Annotated in this window: 18 protein-coding genes; 17 read left to right on the forward strand and 1 reads right to left on the reverse strand. The window is 27.6% G+C overall.

Features of this window, described 5'->3' with window-relative positions:
* Positions 1 to 105 precede the first annotated feature (105 nt).
* Positions 106 to 1197, forward strand: a complete 1092-nt coding sequence (locus O6B72_RS05715; protein ID WP_269492506.1) for a YeiH family protein — start codon at positions 106 to 108, stop codon at positions 1195 to 1197.
* Positions 1198 to 1226: 29 nt separating this feature from the next.
* Here the strand turns inward: O6B72_RS05715 and nadD are convergent, their stop codons facing one another.
* Entirely contained in the window at positions 1227 to 2105 is an 879-nt protein-coding gene (gene nadD, locus O6B72_RS05720; RefSeq protein WP_269492508.1) for a nicotinate (nicotinamide) nucleotide adenylyltransferase, read from the reverse strand.
* Between the two features lie 66 nt (positions 2106 to 2171).
* Between nadD and gap the strand changes: the two genes are divergently transcribed.
* From gap to O6B72_RS05800, 16 genes are all read left to right on the forward strand, one after another.
* Positions 2172 to 3176: a type I glyceraldehyde-3-phosphate dehydrogenase gene (gene gap / locus O6B72_RS05725; RefSeq protein ID WP_269488013.1), complete on the forward strand. Its 1005-nt coding sequence runs from the start codon at positions 2172 to 2174 to the stop codon at positions 3174 to 3176.
* A 10-nt stretch (positions 3177 to 3186) separates the two neighbouring features.
* Complete coding sequence (locus tag O6B72_RS05730; protein WP_050335598.1) at positions 3187 to 4398, forward strand: phosphoglycerate kinase; 1212 nt, start codon at positions 3187 to 3189, stop codon at positions 4396 to 4398.
* Positions 4395 to 5093 carry a triose-phosphate isomerase gene (locus tag O6B72_RS05735; RefSeq protein WP_269492509.1) on the forward strand — a complete coding sequence of 233 codons (699 nt, stop codon included), beginning with the start codon at positions 4395 to 4397 and terminating at the stop codon, positions 5091 to 5093. The genes O6B72_RS05730 and O6B72_RS05735 overlap by 4 nt, the downstream gene beginning before the upstream one ends.
* On the forward strand, positions 5086 to 5289 hold the full coding sequence (locus O6B72_RS05740; protein ID WP_018712847.1) for a hypothetical protein: 204 nt from the start codon (positions 5086 to 5088) through the stop codon (positions 5287 to 5289). The genes O6B72_RS05735 and O6B72_RS05740 overlap by 8 nt, the downstream gene beginning before the upstream one ends.
* Entirely contained in the window at positions 5286 to 5672 is a 387-nt protein-coding gene (locus O6B72_RS05745) for a type II toxin-antitoxin system death-on-curing family toxin (protein ID WP_101637053.1), read from the forward strand. The genes O6B72_RS05740 and O6B72_RS05745 overlap by 4 nt, the downstream gene beginning before the upstream one ends.
* Complete coding sequence (gene fabI / locus O6B72_RS05750; RefSeq protein ID WP_258298747.1) at positions 5669 to 6490, forward strand: enoyl-ACP reductase FabI; 822 nt, start codon at positions 5669 to 5671, stop codon at positions 6488 to 6490. The genes O6B72_RS05745 and fabI overlap by 4 nt, the downstream gene beginning before the upstream one ends.
* Positions 6491 to 6499: 9 nt before the next feature.
* Positions 6500 to 7354 carry a 3'-5' exonuclease gene (locus O6B72_RS05755; RefSeq protein WP_269492511.1) on the forward strand — a complete coding sequence of 285 codons (855 nt, stop codon included), beginning with the start codon at positions 6500 to 6502 and terminating at the stop codon, positions 7352 to 7354.
* A gap of 53 nt (positions 7355 to 7407) precedes the next feature.
* Complete coding sequence (locus O6B72_RS05760) at positions 7408 to 7590, forward strand: hypothetical protein (RefSeq protein ID WP_269492512.1); 183 nt, start codon at positions 7408 to 7410, stop codon at positions 7588 to 7590.
* Positions 7591 to 8121: 531 nt separating this feature from the next.
* Positions 8122 to 9135 (forward strand): UDP-glucose 4-epimerase GalE, encoded by a 1014-nt coding sequence (gene galE, locus O6B72_RS05765; protein ID WP_269492513.1) that lies wholly within the window; start codon positions 8122 to 8124, stop codon positions 9133 to 9135.
* Positions 9136 to 9138: 3 nt separating this feature from the next.
* The gene (locus tag O6B72_RS05770; RefSeq protein WP_269492514.1) at positions 9139 to 9579 is read left to right on the forward strand and encodes an ecotin family protein; all 441 of its coding nucleotides are present in this window, start codon (positions 9139 to 9141) and stop codon (positions 9577 to 9579) included.
* 17 nt (positions 9580 to 9596) lie between these two features.
* A complete protein-coding gene (locus O6B72_RS05775; RefSeq protein WP_269492516.1) occupies positions 9597 to 11093 on the forward strand; it encodes an oligosaccharide flippase family protein in 1497 nt (498 codons plus the stop codon).
* A complete protein-coding gene (locus O6B72_RS05780) occupies positions 11090 to 12370 on the forward strand; it encodes a Coenzyme F420 hydrogenase/dehydrogenase, beta subunit C-terminal domain (RefSeq protein ID WP_269492517.1) in 1281 nt (426 codons plus the stop codon). The genes O6B72_RS05775 and O6B72_RS05780 overlap by 4 nt, the downstream gene beginning before the upstream one ends.
* The gene (locus O6B72_RS05785; RefSeq protein WP_269492518.1) at positions 12367 to 13446 is read left to right on the forward strand and encodes a polysaccharide pyruvyl transferase family protein; all 1080 of its coding nucleotides are present in this window, start codon (positions 12367 to 12369) and stop codon (positions 13444 to 13446) included. Before O6B72_RS05780 ends, O6B72_RS05785 begins: the two co-directional genes overlap by 4 nt.
* Positions 13436 to 14464, forward strand: a complete 1029-nt coding sequence (locus tag O6B72_RS05790) for a glycosyltransferase family 2 protein (protein ID WP_269492519.1) — start codon at positions 13436 to 13438, stop codon at positions 14462 to 14464. The genes O6B72_RS05785 and O6B72_RS05790 overlap by 11 nt, the downstream gene beginning before the upstream one ends.
* Entirely contained in the window at positions 14457 to 15338 is an 882-nt protein-coding gene (locus tag O6B72_RS05795) for a choline kinase family protein (protein ID WP_269492520.1), read from the forward strand. Before O6B72_RS05790 ends, O6B72_RS05795 begins: the two co-directional genes overlap by 8 nt.
* Positions 15335 to 16207, forward strand: coding sequence for a DMT family transporter (locus O6B72_RS05800; RefSeq protein ID WP_269492522.1), 873 nt, complete (start codon positions 15335 to 15337; stop codon positions 16205 to 16207). The genes O6B72_RS05795 and O6B72_RS05800 overlap by 4 nt, the downstream gene beginning before the upstream one ends.
* The last annotated feature ends 1 nt before the right edge of the window (position 16208 follow it).

Consider the following 16208-nt stretch of genomic DNA (forward strand, 5'->3'; position numbering starts at 1 on the left):
AATTTATTATATAAATTTTTTAAATGTTTTGTGAATTTATGTAATAATTTAGTTTTGTTTGATAAAATACAAATATCAATATAAAATTTATATAAAGGAAATTTTTTGGAAAATTCCAATTTAAGTAAAAAGAATTTTAAAAAAGAAAATAATAAGAAAAAACTATCTCATAAATCAATATATAAAAATAGAAAATTGAAAGCTTGGGTTTTTATTTTAACAAGTGCACTTTGTGCTTATTCTTTATCGCTTCTTGCACCAATTAAGACTTTAGCAATAAGCCCTTTAATAATTGCTGTTGTTTTAGGAGCTATTTTGTCAAATACTTTTTATGAGACTTCACTTTTTTTAGAAAAAACAGGCGTTATAAAAATTGCAACAAAACAAATTTTAAGACTTGGAATAGTTTTATATGGCTTTAAAATAACATTAAATGATATTGGTCATGTTGGATTTAGCGGCGTTTTAATGGCATTTTTTATAGTTTTTTCTACATTCTTTATAGGATATTTTTTAGGACTTTTCTTAGGACTTGATAAAAAAAGTTCTATTTTGATAAGCTCAGGAAGTTCTATTTGTGGTGCAGCAGCAGTTTTAGCAACAAGCAGTGTTATAAAAGCAAAGAGCGATAAAATAGGAGTTGCAGTTTGTACTGTTGTGGTTTATGGGACTATTTTTATGTTTTTATATCCAGTTTTATTTAGACTTGGAGTTTTGGATTTATCAAAAACACAAATGGGATATTTAATGGGACTTTCTCTTCATGAAGTAGCTCACGCAGTTGGTGCTGGAGCAGCTGTTGGCCAGGAGGCAAATGATTTAAGTGTTATAATGAAAATGCTTAGGGTTTTAATGCTTGTGCCATTTTTATTTATGATAAGTTTTTTAAATTTTGAAAAAAGCAGTGGTGAAAATAGTGAAAAAATGAGTAAAAAAGTAACTATTCCTTGGTTTGGACTCTGGTTTTTAGCTATGGTTTTTATCGGGTCATTTTTGCCATTAAATTTGCGTGATATTTCACTCCCAATTGTAAATTTTATAGATATTATGCTTTTAACAACAGCTATGTTTGCCCTTGGTGTTACAATTAGAAAAGATATGTTAAAAAAATCAGGTAAAAAGCCATTTATCCTAGCTACTTTTTTAGCTATATGGCTTTTTACTATTTGTTTTATGATTGCTAAATTTTTAGTTTAGATTTCTTAAATTTTGAAGATTTAAATTTCTTAACCTTCTTTTTTCTTAAGTTTTGCTAAAAGTTCTTCAATGTCATATTTTGCTCTGTGGCTTTCGCTCATTAGATGAATAATTACATCGCCTAGGTCTATTACGCTCCACTCATCACTTGCTTCAACACCTAAAAACTCTTCACCTAAAGGTTTTAAAGCTGCATCTAAATCATCAGTTAAAGATAGTCCATGTTTTCCTGTAAGAGTTGTGGCAATTACTACGTATTTTGCAATATAGTCCTCATTTCTCATATCGATTATCTCAATATTTTCAGCCTTTTTATCCTCTAAAACTTTTTTGATAATTTCAAGTTTTTTTTCCATTTTTTTATCCTTATAAAAATTTATTACTTCACTTTTTATGGAATTTGGTATGAAGTCTTTGTTTAAATTTTGTCTAAATTCTGTAGATGAAATATTAACATTAATGTTTAACTTTTTCAAGGGTAAAATGTTTATCAAATTTTTTATTTTAACTTCATTTCTTGAAGCCACTACAAATTCTACCAAACTGCACAGCTCGTCAAATTTATGCCACTTATTTAAATCTTTTAAATTATCTTCGCCAATAATTAAATAAAATTTATCAATTTTAAATTTAGAATATAAAAATTTAACGCTTTGTATTGTGGAAACTGGATGATTTTGCAAAATTTCATAATCGCTTATTAAGACATTGTCTAAATTTTGCCAAAGTTTTTTACACCAATTAAGTCTTAAATTTGGTGGGGCAAAAAAACCATTTTTAAATGGATTTATAAAAGTTGGCATTACGATAAGTTTGTCTAAATTTAGAACTTTTAAAGTTTCTTTTACAATTTTATCATGTCCTAAATGTGGTGGATCAAAGCTCCCACCAAAAAGTGCTATTTTCATTTTAATTAGTTTTAACCTTAAATTCAGTAAAATAAGCTTTGATTATACCAAATAAAAGGAAAATATATGGCACTTAAATTTGCAATAAACGGTTTTGGACGCATCGGAAGATGTGCTGCTAGAATTTTATTAAACAGACCTGATACTGAACTTGTTGCGATAAATGATACAGCTAAAAGAGATATTACAAGATATTTATTAGAGCATGATTCAGTTCATGGTAAATTTAACAAAAAAGTTGAAGTAATAAATGATGATTATATAGCTGTTGATGGTAAAAAAATAAGAGTTTTTTCAACACGCGATCCAAATGAATTGGAATTTAAAGATTTTGGTGCAGAAGTTGTACTTGAATGTACAGGAGCTTTTCTAACAACTCAAAGTTGTGAGGTTTATATTAAAAACGGGCTTGATTTGGTTGTAATGAGTGCCCCTGCTAAGGATGATACACCAACTTTTGTAATGGGTGTAAATAATGAAAATTATAAAGGCGAAAAAATCATTTCAAATGCAAGTTGTACAACAAACTGTCTTGGACCTATTGCAAAAATACTTGATAGTGAGTTCGGTATCCAAAAAGGACTTATGAATACAACTCACGCATATACAAGTAGTCAAAACTTGCTTGATGTAAAAAGTAAAGATTATAGAAGAAGTAGAGCAGGGGCTATTAATATCATTCCAACAACCACAGGTGCTGCAAAAGCCATAAGTTTAGTTTTGCCAAACTTAAAAGATAAAATGCATGGACTTAGTCTTAGGGTTCCAGTGCCAAATGTCTCAATGCTTGATTTAACTGTTTTACTTGAAAAAAATACAACTGCTGATGAGGTTAATACAAAATTTAAAGAGTATGCAAACTCTTCAATGAGTGGAATTTTAAGCGTTGATGAAGATTATTGTGTTTCAAGCGATTTTATAGGAAGTAGTTTTTCAAGTATTGTTGCAGCTGATATGACACAAGTTGTAGGTAAAAATATGCTTAAAGTTTTGAGTTGGTATGATAATGAATGGGGTTATTCAAATAGACTTATTGATTTGGCTATTTATGCAAAAAATAATATGAAATAAAAGGGCTAAAATGAGTGAGAATTTACTGTTTATAAAAGATGTTAAGTTTGAAAAAGGCAAAAAAGTTTTTATAAGATGTGATTTTAATGTGCCAATGGATGAGTATCAAAATATAACTGATGACAGAAGGATTAGATCAGCACTTTCTACTATAAAGTACTGCTTAGATGAAGGCATGGCGGTTATTTTAGCTAGTCACTTGGGTCGTCCAAAAAATGGTTTTGAGGAGAAATTCAGCCTAAGTCCAGTTGCAAAAAGACTAAGCAGACTTTTAAAAAAAGATGTAAAATTTGTAAATGATATAATAGGTGAAAATGCTCAAAATGCAGTAAATGAACTGGGCGAAAATGAAATTTTACTTTTAGATAATTTGAGATTTGAAAAAGGTGAAACTAAAAATGATGATGAGTTTGCCAAAAAATTGGCTGGATTTGCCGATTTTTATATAAATGATGCTTTTGGAGTTTGCCATAGGGCTCATGCATCAGTTCATGCAATAACTAAGTTTTTTGATGAAAACCATAAAGCAGCTGGCTTTTTGCTACAAAAAGAGATAAATTTTGCTCAAAATTTGATTAAACATCCTGCTCGTCCTTTTGTTGCGATAGTTGGAGGAAGTAAAGTTAGCGGGAAGCTTCAAGCTTTAAAAAATCTGCTTCCAAAAGTTGATAAGCTGATAATTGGTGGAGGAATGGCATTTACATTTCTAAAATCAATTGGTTTTGAAATAGGAAATTCACTTTTAGAAGAAGAGCTTTTAGAAGATGCAAAGAAAATTTTAGATAAAGCAAAAGAGCTTGGAGTTAAAATTTATCTTCCAGTTGATGCCATTGTGGCACCATATTTTTCAGCAGATAGCGTTATGAAATATGTTACAACTCAAGAAATTCCAAAAGATTGGATGGGTTTAGATATTGGACCTGCTACAGTTACTTTATTCAAAGAAGCGATTGAAGATGCAGGAACTATATGGTGGAATGGGCCAATGGGTGTTTTTGAAATGGATAAATTTGCAAGAGGAAGCCTAAGGATAAGCCATGCAGTTGCCGAAAGTAATGCAACTACAGTAGTTGGAGGTGGCGATACGGCTGATGTTGTAGCAAGAGCAGGCGATCAAGATGAAATAACATTTATCTCAACAGGTGGTGGAGCAAGTTTGGAATTAATTGAAGGAAAAGAACTTCCTGGAGTTAAAGTTTTATTAAGAAAGGAAGATTTGTGATATTTGCTGCAAATTTAAAGTGCAACCACACAAGAAACAGTTTTTTAGAATACGCAAGCGTTTTAAATAATTTTTTAAAAAACCGCAAAAGCTGTGAAAACAGTGATGAAATTTTTGTTTTTCCTACAAGTTCAGCATTTTTAGAGGGCGACTTTGTTTTTAACCAAGGTGCTCAAAATTTTTATCCTGTAAAAAATGGAAGTTTTACAGGTGAAATTGGAAGTGAAATTTTAGATGAGTTTGGTATAAAAACTGTTTTGGTAGGACATAGTGAAAGAAGAGCTTTAGGTGAAAATAATGAATTTTTAAAAGCCAAATTTGAGTTTGCTAAAAAAAATGGATATAAAATAATTTTTTGCATTGGTGAAAGTGATATAACCTATATGAACGCTTCAACTAAAAGCTTTTTAAAATCACAGCTTGAAGGACTTGATTTAGAGTATGAAAATTTAAACCTAGCTTACGAGCCGATTTGGGCTATAGGAACTGGAAAAAGTGCAAAAATAAACGAGATAAGTGAAGTTTTAGATTTTTTAAGAACTTTTACAGATGCTCCACTTCTTTATGGTGGAAGTGTAAATTTAAGTAACATTAGTGAAATTTTAAGCGTTAAAAACTGCGATGGTGTTTTAGTTGGAAGTGCAAGTTTAGATGTAAATAACTTTATAAATTTAATAAAGGCAAAAAATGAATGATGTAATTATTAAAGGGGTAAAAGATGAAAATTTGACTCTTTTAAAGAGCATTGCTAAGCTTTTAAATAGTGAATTTATTGTTAAAAATAGCAAAGATTTAAGTCAAAGTGAATTTGAGGAGCTTGAAAAAAATATGTTAAAACTGGCAAATATGCCAAAAAATTTAGAAGTTTTAAAAAGGCTCAAAGATAGATGAAATACTTAAATATTTCTCAAGTCATAAAACTTCATACGCAAATTATCGCAGTTTCTGGAGGGCTTGATGGATATAATAAAACACAAATTAGCTACCTAAATTCTGTTTGTGAAAATATTAAAAATGATGAGTATTATCCTACTTTTTTAGATAAATTAACTCATTTGATTTTTTCTTGCGTTAAATTTCATCCATTTTTAGATGCAAACAAAAGGACGGCTTTACACATAGGATTAGCATTTATTTTAATAAATTTTCCTGATTTAAAAATAGATGATTATTATATAAAAATGGAAGATATTGTCATTAACGTTGCTGATGGAAGTGTTTCAAAAGATAAGTTAAAAGAAGAATTAAACAAAATTTTAAAGGGTAAAAGATGATTTTAAAAGGAAAAAAAGGTTTAATAGTTGGAGTTGCAAATCAAAAATCAATTGCTTATGGTATCGCAAAAGCTTGCAGAGATATGGGGGCAGATTTAGCTTTTACATATTTAAATGATGCACTTTTAAAAAGAGTTGAGCCAATAGCAAATGAGCTTGGTAGCGATAAAATTTACAAACTTGATGCAAATAGCGATGAAGATTTAATAAATTTAAAAAATAGCCTAAAAAAAGATTTTGGAAAAATTGATTTTGTTCTTCACGCAGTTGCTTTTGCCCCAAAAGAAGCATTAGAGGGTGAGTTTGTAAATACTTCAAGAGAAGCGTTTAATGTTACTATGCAAACAAGTGTTTATTCGCTTTTAGCTTTAACAAATGCAGTTTTACCACTCATAAATGAAGGTGGAAGTATTTTAACTTTAACATATTTAGGTGGCCCTAAGTTTGTGCCACATTACAATGTTATGGGTGTTGCAAAAGCTGCTCTTGAAAGTAGCGTGAGGTATTTAGCTCACGATTTAGGAAGTAAAAATATAAGAGTAAATGCAATTTCTGCAGGCCCTATAAAAACTCTTGCAGCAAGTGGAATAGGGGATTTTAGAATGATTTTAAAATGGAATGAGATAAATGCCCCGCTTAAAAGAAATGTAACAATTGAAGATGTTGGTAAAAGTGGAATGTATCTTTTAAGCGACCTTGCTTCAGCAGTAACTGGAGAAATTCACTATGTTGATTGTGGTTATAATATACTTGGAATGGGCGATATCGACACTGATGAAGAGGGAAAAACAATTTTAGCATGGGATAAGGATAAGTAAGGATATTTTATGAAAGAAAGCTTATGTGTATTTGACTGTGAGACAATTCCTTGTGTTGAAAGTCTTAAAAAAGCTTTTCCAAACGAGTATGAAAGTATTTTAAAAAACTATGAAAATAATGCGGATGAAAATAAGATAAATTATGAGTTTTCAAATCTTATGCAAAACAAACAGCTTGAAAAAACAGGAAGTAGTTTTTTACCAGTAAATTTTCATAAAATCGTTGCAATTAGTGTTGTTTTTGGTGATGAGTATGGAAAATTTGTAAGAGTTGCACAAATTCCAGGAGATGAAAAAGAGATGATTAAAAATTTCTTCATGGTGATGAAAAAAAATATGCGACTAGTTAGCTTTAATGGGCGTGGATTTGACTTACCGATGATGATGATAAGAGCAATGCGTTATAATTTAAGCATTCCAGCTTATTTTGAGATTGAAAATAAAGAATTAAATAAAAGCAAGTGGAATGGGAATTATAAAAGCAGATATGATGGTAAATTTCATCTTGATTTAATGGATCATATAAGCGAATTTGGCTCAGTTAGAGGATTAAATTTAAACTCACTTTGCCTTAGTTTAAATTTACCTGGCAAATTCGATACTCACGGCGATGAAGTTATGGAGCTTTTTTATGGCGGAGAGCTTGAAAAAATTCAAATTTATTGTCAAAGTGATGTTTTAAATACATATTTGCTTTTTTTAAAATATGAAATTTTAAAAGGAAATATAAATTTAGAAGATTATGCAAGTTTTATCTTAGGGGCAAAAGAGTATTTAAATTCTGAAAAACAAGGTATGAACTACACACCTGTTTTTACAAAATGCATTGATGAAGAGATAAAAAGGTGTGAAAGCGAAATTTAAATATTGTGATGCTTTTAAGCGAGTATAATGGTGAGAATTTAAGCTACTAGCTTATGGATGAAAAACTTGTTGGCATTCGTGTCATATGGGATGGTAAAAATCTAATTTCAAAAAAAGGAAATAAATTTGTTACCTCTAAGTTTTTTACAGAGCATTGTTCTAAAACCAAGCTTGAGAAGGATTTATATAAAAAAAAGATGATTTTGAAAAAATTGTCTAAATTGCTTCAAAATTAACTCTAAGTTATGAGTGAAAAGAGCTTAAATTTTATATTTTTGATATGCCTGAATATAGAAAAAATTTCAGCATAAAATATAAAAAAATGAAATTTAAAAACTCTAAAATCATTGAACTTGTTTTATAAGCTAGAGTTAAAGCAATGATGTGGTTTTTAGGTTTTTAGATGAAGTTATCGTCTGTGATGGTAGAAAGTTGTTGTGTATGATCCAAATTTGAGTTATGAAAATCAAAGAAGTGCTAAGCTTTAAAAAAATTAGAAAATAAGGAGAAATGATAAAAATCAATTCTGAAAAAGGTAAATTAAAAGGATTAAAGGACTCGATAAATTGTAAAATGCCAAATTAAAACATCTAAATAGAAAGTGGTTTTAAAAGAAAATGATTGAAAAAATCCATCATGAATATGGCAAATTGCTATTTATAAGTTTCAAAATTTAGCCATAAGTAAAGTGCTAAGATTTTCAGTATTTTTAAGAATTAGAGATAAAATTTAACAAAATTAATGTAAAATAACAAAAAGGATAAAAAATGAAAATTCTAATTACTGGTGGTGCTGGATATATCGGCTCACATGTTACAAAACAATTAATTGAAAGCAAAAATCACGAAATAGTCGTGATAGATAATTTTTGCAAGGGTTCAAATTTAGCTATACAGACTTTAAAAGATGTTGCAAAAAAAAATGAAGTAAAATTTGAATTTATAAATTTAAGTCTAGAAAACATAGATGAACTTGAAGATGTTTTTAAAGAGCATAAATTTGAAGCCATTATTCATTTTGCAGCATTTATTGAGGTTTTTGAAAGTACTCAAAAGCCACTTAAATACTATAGAAATAACTCAGCAAATGCCTTAAATTTGATAACTTTATGTGCTAAATATAATGTTAATAAATTTATTTTTAGCTCAACAGCTGCTGTTTATGGGGAGCCTAAAGATGGAATAGTAAAAGAGGAAACTCCTTTAAATCCAATAAATCCTTATGGTAGAAGCAAGGTTGTTACAGAGTGGATTTTAAAAGACTATGCGTTGTCAAATCCGAATTTTAAATATGGAATTTTAAGATATTTTAATGTTGCAGGTGCAAGCAATGATGGACTTTTAGGGCAAAATTATCCAAATGCAACACACCTGATAAAAGTAGCAACCCAAACAATACTCGGAAAAAGAGAAAAGATGAGTATTTTTGGTGAGGATTATGAAACAGATGATGGAAGTTGTATAAGAGATTATATTCATATTGAAGATTTAGCTGCTGCACATTTATCGGTTTTAAAATACCTAAATGATGGAGGAAAAAGCGAGATTTTTAATGTTGGATATGGTAAAGGATATAGTGTAAAAGAAGTTATTAAAAAAGCTAAAGAAGTCAGTGGAGTTGACTTTAAAGCCGAAGTTAGTGACAGAAGAGATGGTGATCCTGCTAGGCTTGTGGCGGACTCAACAAAGCTTAGAGGCTTAACAAACTGGCAACCAAAAAATGAGGATTTAGGCTTAATTATAAGCTCAGCTTTAAAGTGGGAAAAGAAGATAAAAGGCTAAAAAATGAGATTTGTTTTAGGGTTTTTAATAATGGTAAGTACAATATTTGGTTTTGATGCTAGCATTTTTCCAAAGACTGAAAATGGAGAAAAGCAAGTTATTTTAACACTTAAGCCTTTAGAAAATGAAGATGAGTATTTAGTAAAGGTTTTTTTTGGAAAAGAGATGATGTTAGATTGTAACGCTCATTCTTTTATGGGGCTTAATTTAGAGAGAAAAATACTTAAAGGTTATGGATATGAGTATTTTAAACTTGGTGGAAGAGATGATATAGCCTCGACTATGATGCTTTGCAGTGAGCCTAAAAAACTTAGCTTTTTAAGTTTTGATCCAAATTTGATATTAGGATATAACTCAAACTATCCACTTATATTTTATGTGCCTATAGATTTTAGTGTAAAATATGAAGTATTTAAAAAAGTAGAAAGTAAAATATTAGATTAATTCTAGGTAGTTAAAAATTGCAAAGAAAACAAGGTGCTATTTTAACATATGTAAATATTTTTATAAGTACCGTTGTAATGATTTTTTACACACCTTTTGTTATTAAAATGCTTGGGCAAAGCGAATTTGGACTTTATTCGCTTGCTTTAAGCATAATGGGCTACATTGCTATATTTGATTTTGGTTTAGGAAATGCGATTATTGTTTTTACTTCTAAATTTTTGATAAAAAACCAAACAAATAAGCAGAAAATATTATATTCGACTGTTTTTGGTTTTTATATTTTTATGAGTTTTTTAGTTGTTGTTTTTGGTATTGTTTTTTTGAATAATATTAATATTGTTTTTAAAAATTCTTTTAACGCTTATGAGATAGAAACTTTAAAAAATATCATCTTACTTCTTATATTCAATATGGCTTTTTTACTTCCTTGCAGTATTTTTTCATCTATATTAAATGCTTATGAAAAATTTATATTTATGAAAAAAATGGGAATTTTAAGATCACTATTAACACCTATTATAATTGCTTTTGTGCTATTTGCTGGTTTTAAATCAACACAAGTAATAATCTCAATAACAATTTTAAATGTATTATACACTTTTTTTATAATACTTTATTATAGAAAAAATATTGGTATAAAAATAAATATTTTTAATTTTAGATTCAAAGCTTTAAAAATAATTTTGAGCTATTCTGTTTTTGTTTTTATTGCAGCTATTGTTGATCAAATTAATTGGAATTTTGGACAGCTGATAATAGGATCTGCTCTTGGTGCTAAAGAAGTTGGTATTTTTGCTATATCTATACTTTTTAATGGTATGTTTATCATGCTTTCAACTGCAATTAGTAGTGTTTTTTTACCTAAAATATCTCAAATGGTTTCAAGTGGTGTAAACAATGAGATTTTAACTGATGAGATGATAAAGATAGGAAGACTTCAAGGGTATATTATTTTTTGTATGCTTTTTGGATTTATTTTATTTGGTCAAAAATTTATTGAAATTTGGGCTGGTGAAGAGTATCAAGATGCCTATTATTTAACCGTTATTATAATGATTCCTCTTGCTATTCCTCTTGTGCAGAATTTAGGTATTAGTATTTTACAAGCTAAAAATAAGTATGCGTTTAGATCTTTATCTGCTTTAATAGGTGCTATTTTAAGCATTATTTCTTCTATTTATTTTGTAAAAATATATGGTTATTATGGTGTCGCTTTTAGTATTTGTATGTCTTTTTTAATGGTAAATGGAGTTGTTGTTAATTGGTATTATAAAAAAATTGGTTTAAATATTTTCAAATTTTGGAAAAATTTATTTTATAATTTTTTTCCGCAGCTTGTTTTATTTATTCTGTTTAATCTATTTTTTAAATTTATGAATGAAAAGTTATTTTTCATAAGCATGATATTTTTTATTATTTTATACGCTTTAATAAGTTATTTTATATCTATGAATGAGTATGAAAAAAGCTTAATAAGGTCTTTAATTGTAAAAAATAAAGGTAATATGTGAAACCAAATATTATAGAGCTTGTAGTAAAAGAAAATAGATGTATAGGCTGTGGAGCTTGTATTTCGATATGCCCTGTGAATGTTTTATCTATAGACTTTAATAGTGATGGTTTATATGAACCAAAAGAAATTTCAGGATGTTTAAAAAAGTGCTCATTGTGTTTAAAAGTGTGTCCTTTTTACGAAAAAGAACAGTATGAGGACATTTTATCAAAAGAGTTATTTTATGAATCAGAATATAAGCAATACATTGGATATTTTATAAACACATACGAATTTTCAAAATTAAATTTAAAAGAAAAACTTTGTTCGGCAAGTGGTGGAGCGGGAAATTATTTTCTTAAAAAACTTTTAGAGCTTAATTTTGTTGATGAAATTTTAACAGTTAGGCCAAATGGCGATCCAAATAAGCTATTTAAATTTAATGTTTTTAAGACCAAAGATGAGATAGATGAAAGTAGAGGTTCAGTTTATTACCCAGTCTCTATGGATGAGATTTTAGATTATGTATTAAAAAATAATAAAAGATACGCAATAACAGCACTTCCATGCTTTGCAAAAGCCATAAGACTTTTTCAAAAAAGCAATCATAAAGCTAAAAATAGAATAAAATTTATAGTAGGCTTGGTTTGCGGTCAAATGAAGAGTAAAGATTTTGCACAGCAAATTGCAGATGAGGCTTTTAAAAATAAAACTTTGATTAAAAGTGTAAATTTTAGAAAAAAGATTCCACATAAAACAGCGTATGGGTTTGCTTTTGAGTTTGAGGACATAAATGGCGATTTAGCGATTGATTATAGGGATAAATCAGCTTTTAAGTATTGGACAAGTAGGGCTTTTACACCGTTTGCCTGTAATAACTGTATAGATGTTTTTGCAAAATGTGCAGATGTAACTTTAATGGATGCTTGGCTTGATGAAAAGATAAAAGATTATTCAGGACATTCTTTGCTGATTGTAAGAAATAAAATTTTTGATGAAATTTTAAAAAATGTTAATAAAAACGAGGTTTTTTGTAAAAAAATAGATCCAGATTTAGTGGTAAAATCACAAAACGGTGCTATAGATGAAAAAAATAGTTTTTATTTTTATAATAAACAAAATATTTTAAATAAAAAAATAGTAAGAATAAAAAAAGATATTCAAAAACAAAGTTTAAAAGATAAAAAAATGGATGAAATAAAGCTTAAAAAATTAAAAAAACAGATAAAATTAAAAGCAAGAAAAGATACCATTATTTATCTTTTTAAAAAGCATATTTTAAGGAAAACAGTTTGAAAATAGCAGTTTTTACACTTCCGCTTTTAAATAATTACGGTGGAATTTTGCAAGCTTTTGCTTTAGTAAAATTTTTAAATGAGTGTGGATTTAGTGCGAAGTTATTAAATTTAGAGCCAAATGAAAGCAGATTTAGTCTTAACTATTTAAAATTTTTAATAGCAAAAATCATATATTATAAAAAATATAAAAATGTGGTTTTTAAAAAGAAACAATACAAAAAATTTGAAAGCTTTATTTTAAAAAACATACCTTTAACATCAAAAATAAATAGCGCTAAGCAATTAAATAAAGTCTTTAAAAGATATAAATTTGATGCTTGCATAGTAGGAAGCGATCAGGTTTTTAGACCAGAATATTTTTGGCTTTATAAAGATAGTTTTTCATTAGGTTTTTTAAATGAGAATATTATAAAACTTTCATACGCTGCTTCTTTTGGAGGAGCAAAATATAGTGGCGATAATAAGGAATTTCATGCAAAGAATTTTAAAAAATTTAGAGCCATTTCTGTTAGAGAAAAAAGTGGCATAAAGGTATGTAAAGAAACTTTTGGGATTGATGCAACTTGGGTTTTAGATCCAACTATGATGCTTGAAATATATGAGTATAAAAAACTTTTTAAAGATATAAAAGCATCAAATTCAAAAGGTAAGGTTTTTGCTTATGTATTAGACAAAAGCTTGGAAAAACAAAAACTTATCAATAGTTTTGCAAAAGATAAAAATTTAGAAATTTATGAGATAAACGATGGGAATTCATCCAATAATATTATATCTATTGAAGAGTGGCTTAAAAATATTTATGAAGCAGATACCATAATAACAGATTCTTTTCATGGATGTGTTTTTTCGATTTTATTTAATAAACCATTTTATGCTTTTATAAATAAAGAAAGAGGGGCTGATAGATTTTATTCTTTATTTGAAATGTTTGATTTATTTGATAGAATTATAGATTGCAATAATTTTAGTCAAAAAAATATAAATTATAAAAAAGTTAATGAAATCATTAAAAAACAAAAAGAGTTTTCTAAGAATTTTTTGATATTAAATTTAAAGGTTGATAATGCAAAATAATCCTTTAATTTCTATAGTAGTTCCAGTTTATAATGTAGAAAAATATCTTAAAAAATGCATCCAAAGCATTGTAGATCAAACTTATAAAAATTTAGAAATTATCTTAGTTGATGATGGAAGTAGTGATAACTCAGGTAAAATTTGTGATGAATTTGCCCAAAAAGATAACCGGATAAAAGTTATTCATAAAATAAATGGAGGTCAAGCAGATGCTAGAAATAAAGCCTTGGATATTATGAATGGAGAGTGGGTGAGTTTTGTTGATAGTGATGATTTTGTAAGTCCTTACTATATAGAAAATTTACACTATTTAATAAGCAAATATGATGTAGATATAGCCATAACTTCATTTGTTAGATTTTATAATGAAAATACCAAATTATCGTCAAGTAAAATATCAAATCAAGAAGTGTTACTTCATAATCCAGATGAAGCCGTAAAAAATATGCTTTATGGAAAGTACTACTCTGTAAGCCCATGGTCAAAAATATATAAAAAAGATTTATTTTACAATAACAGATTTACAAAAGGTAAAATTTATGAAGATTTTGAATTGATGCCAATTATCATTAGTCAATCAAAAAAAGTGGCGTTTTGTGATGTGATAGATTATTTTTATTACTGTAGGCAAAATTCAACAACAAAGTCAGATTTTTCCCAAAAAAATATGCAAGGATATGAGGCTTTAGATAGCCTAGATAGATACTTTAGCAATAATTTATCTATAAAAAATGTTTTAAAAGATATTAGAGCTCTATCACCCTTAACAGATCTGCCTAAAATAAAGATTTCTTCAGACAATGAAAGAGTTTTATTTGATGAAGTAAGTAAAAATATAAATCATAAAAGATTATTTATCTTACTTTTTAGCAAAAATATAAATTTAAAATTAAAGATAAAAATTATATTTTTTATCTGTTTTGGTCGTCATACTTATGCCAAATTTGAAAGAATGCGTTTAAAAAAACGTATCAACAAAATAATCAATAATGAAAAAAGTGGTGTAGTGTATGAATAATGCTAAAATAGAACAAAAATTCAAAGAGATTTTTACAGATTACAAAGTTGATAGAATTATTTTTATCGGCGGCATGACTAATAAAAACTATCTTGTTGTTTGCGACAATGATAAATTTGTTTTTAGACTTCCTAGAAAAAATGCAAATAGCATAATAAATAGAATAAATGAAAAAAACAATCAAATTTTAAGTTTTAAGAGTGGATTTAATGTCCAAACAATTTATTTTAATGAAGAAACAGGAATAAAAATAACTAAATTTTTAGAAGAAGCAAAAACTTTAAATCCACAAACTGTAAGAGAACATATAGAAGAAATTGGTAAAGATATTAAAAACATCCATAGTTCAAATATGCCATTTACAAATCATTTTGATGCATTTAAAGAGATGGATAAATATCTATCTTTGCTTTCTAGTGAGTATAAAAATCATAAATTTTTAAAAGATGGACTTATTTTATTTGAAAAATTAAAAAATAAATTAATTGAAATAAATATGGATTTATACAATAAAAGCTTTATTTATACTCCAACTCATGGAGATATAGTTCCTGAAAATATTTTAGCTATAAAAAATCCTGATAATAGTATAAAAAAACTCTATTTCATAGACTGGGAATACTCAGGTTTAAATGATCCTATTTGGGATGTGGCTTTTATATCAGTTGAGAGTAATTTTAACAAACAAGAAGATGAAAAGCTTATAAAAAGCTATGGCTTAAAAAATGATGAAGTTATTAAGATTGATATTTTTAAAAGTATTCAAGATATTTTATGGTCTGTATGGGGACTTGCAAAAATGAGTGCAGGAGAAGATTTAACATCATATGTTGATAATAGGTTTAAACAAGCCTTTGATAGGAAAATATTTTGAGTGGATTTTTTTTAGGTCTTTTTAGCGGTATATTTTGGAGTATAGATACAGTACTCTTATCTTATTCAACTTTAATTATATTACTTACAGCTTTTATACATGATGGTTTTGGATTTTTATTATTATCCATAAAATCATCTTTTTCAAAAACTTCAAATTTTAAAAATATAGTTAAAAGTGATAGTTTTAAAATAGTAATTTTTGCTGGTCTTATTGGTGGACCTATTGGAATGGGTTCATATATCATTGCTATATCTTTGATAGGACCAGCTTTAGCTACTTGCATTAGTATAACTTATCCAGTAATTGCAACACTATTAGCAAGATTTTTATTAAAAGAAAAGTTAAATTTAATAGGTAAGATAGGTCTTTGTATAGCTATTGTTTCTACAATTTTACTTTATTCTTTAAATATTAAATTTAATATTAGTATATTAGGATTTGTTTTTGCACTTATAACAGCTCTTTCTTGGGGAAGTGAATGTGTTATTATAAAAAAAGCTTTTATTAAAGATAGCTCGCTTAGTGAATTTTCTGCACTTTGCATAAGGCAAGGTATTAGTTTTACTACATATTGTTTTATAGCCTTTATCTATTTTTTATATGCAGATTTTAACACTAACTTTCAAGTTAAAGATTTTAATATAGTTTTTTTAGCTTCTATTTTTGGAACTATCTCATACCTGTTTTATTATGCTGCAATAAAAAAAATAGGTGTACTTAAAGCTATGGGATTAAATATATCATACTCTGCTTGGACTGTTTTAATAATGTTTTTTATAAGTGGACAATTTATGCTAACAACTTTTATACTTGCTTTATTTATAATAACAGGAAGTATGCTTACAAATATAAATAATAAAGGATAAC

The sequence above is a fragment of the Campylobacter ureolyticus genome (genome assembly GCF_027277485.1).
Classification (GTDB): Bacteria; Campylobacterota; Campylobacteria; order Campylobacterales; family Campylobacteraceae; genus Campylobacter_B; species Campylobacter_B ureolyticus_B.

Bases quoted from the DNA above. Each gene is read 5' to 3' on its own strand.
- gap (WP_269488013.1), top strand. From the start codon at position 2,172: ATGGCACTTAAATTTGCAATAAACGGTTTTGGACGCATCGGAAGATGT.
- O6B72_RS05760 (WP_269492512.1), top strand. From the start codon at position 7,408: ATGGATGAAAAACTTGTTGGCATTCGTGTCATATGGGATGGTAAAAAT.
- fabI (WP_258298747.1), top strand. From the start codon at position 5,669: ATGATTTTAAAAGGAAAAAAAGGTTTAATAGTTGGAGTTGCAAATCAA.
- galE (WP_269492513.1), top strand. From the start codon at position 8,122: ATGAAAATTCTAATTACTGGTGGTGCTGGATATATCGGCTCACATGTT.
- O6B72_RS05770 (WP_269492514.1), top strand. From the start codon at position 9,139: ATGAGATTTGTTTTAGGGTTTTTAATAATGGTAAGTACAATATTTGGT.
- O6B72_RS05755 (WP_269492511.1), top strand. From the start codon at position 6,500: ATGAAAGAAAGCTTATGTGTATTTGACTGTGAGACAATTCCTTGTGTT.
- O6B72_RS05745 (WP_101637053.1), top strand. From the start codon at position 5,286: ATGAAATACTTAAATATTTCTCAAGTCATAAAACTTCATACGCAAATT.
- nadD (WP_269492508.1), bottom strand. From the start codon at position 2,105: ATGAAAATAGCACTTTTTGGTGGGAGCTTTGATCCACCACATTTAGGA.
- O6B72_RS05740 (WP_018712847.1), top strand. From the start codon at position 5,086: ATGAATGATGTAATTATTAAAGGGGTAAAAGATGAAAATTTGACTCTT.
- O6B72_RS05730 (WP_050335598.1), top strand. From the start codon at position 3,187: ATGAGTGAGAATTTACTGTTTATAAAAGATGTTAAGTTTGAAAAAGGC.
- O6B72_RS05790 (WP_269492519.1), top strand. From the start codon at position 13,436: ATGCAAAATAATCCTTTAATTTCTATAGTAGTTCCAGTTTATAATGTA.
- O6B72_RS05795 (WP_269492520.1), top strand. From the start codon at position 14,457: ATGAATAATGCTAAAATAGAACAAAAATTCAAAGAGATTTTTACAGAT.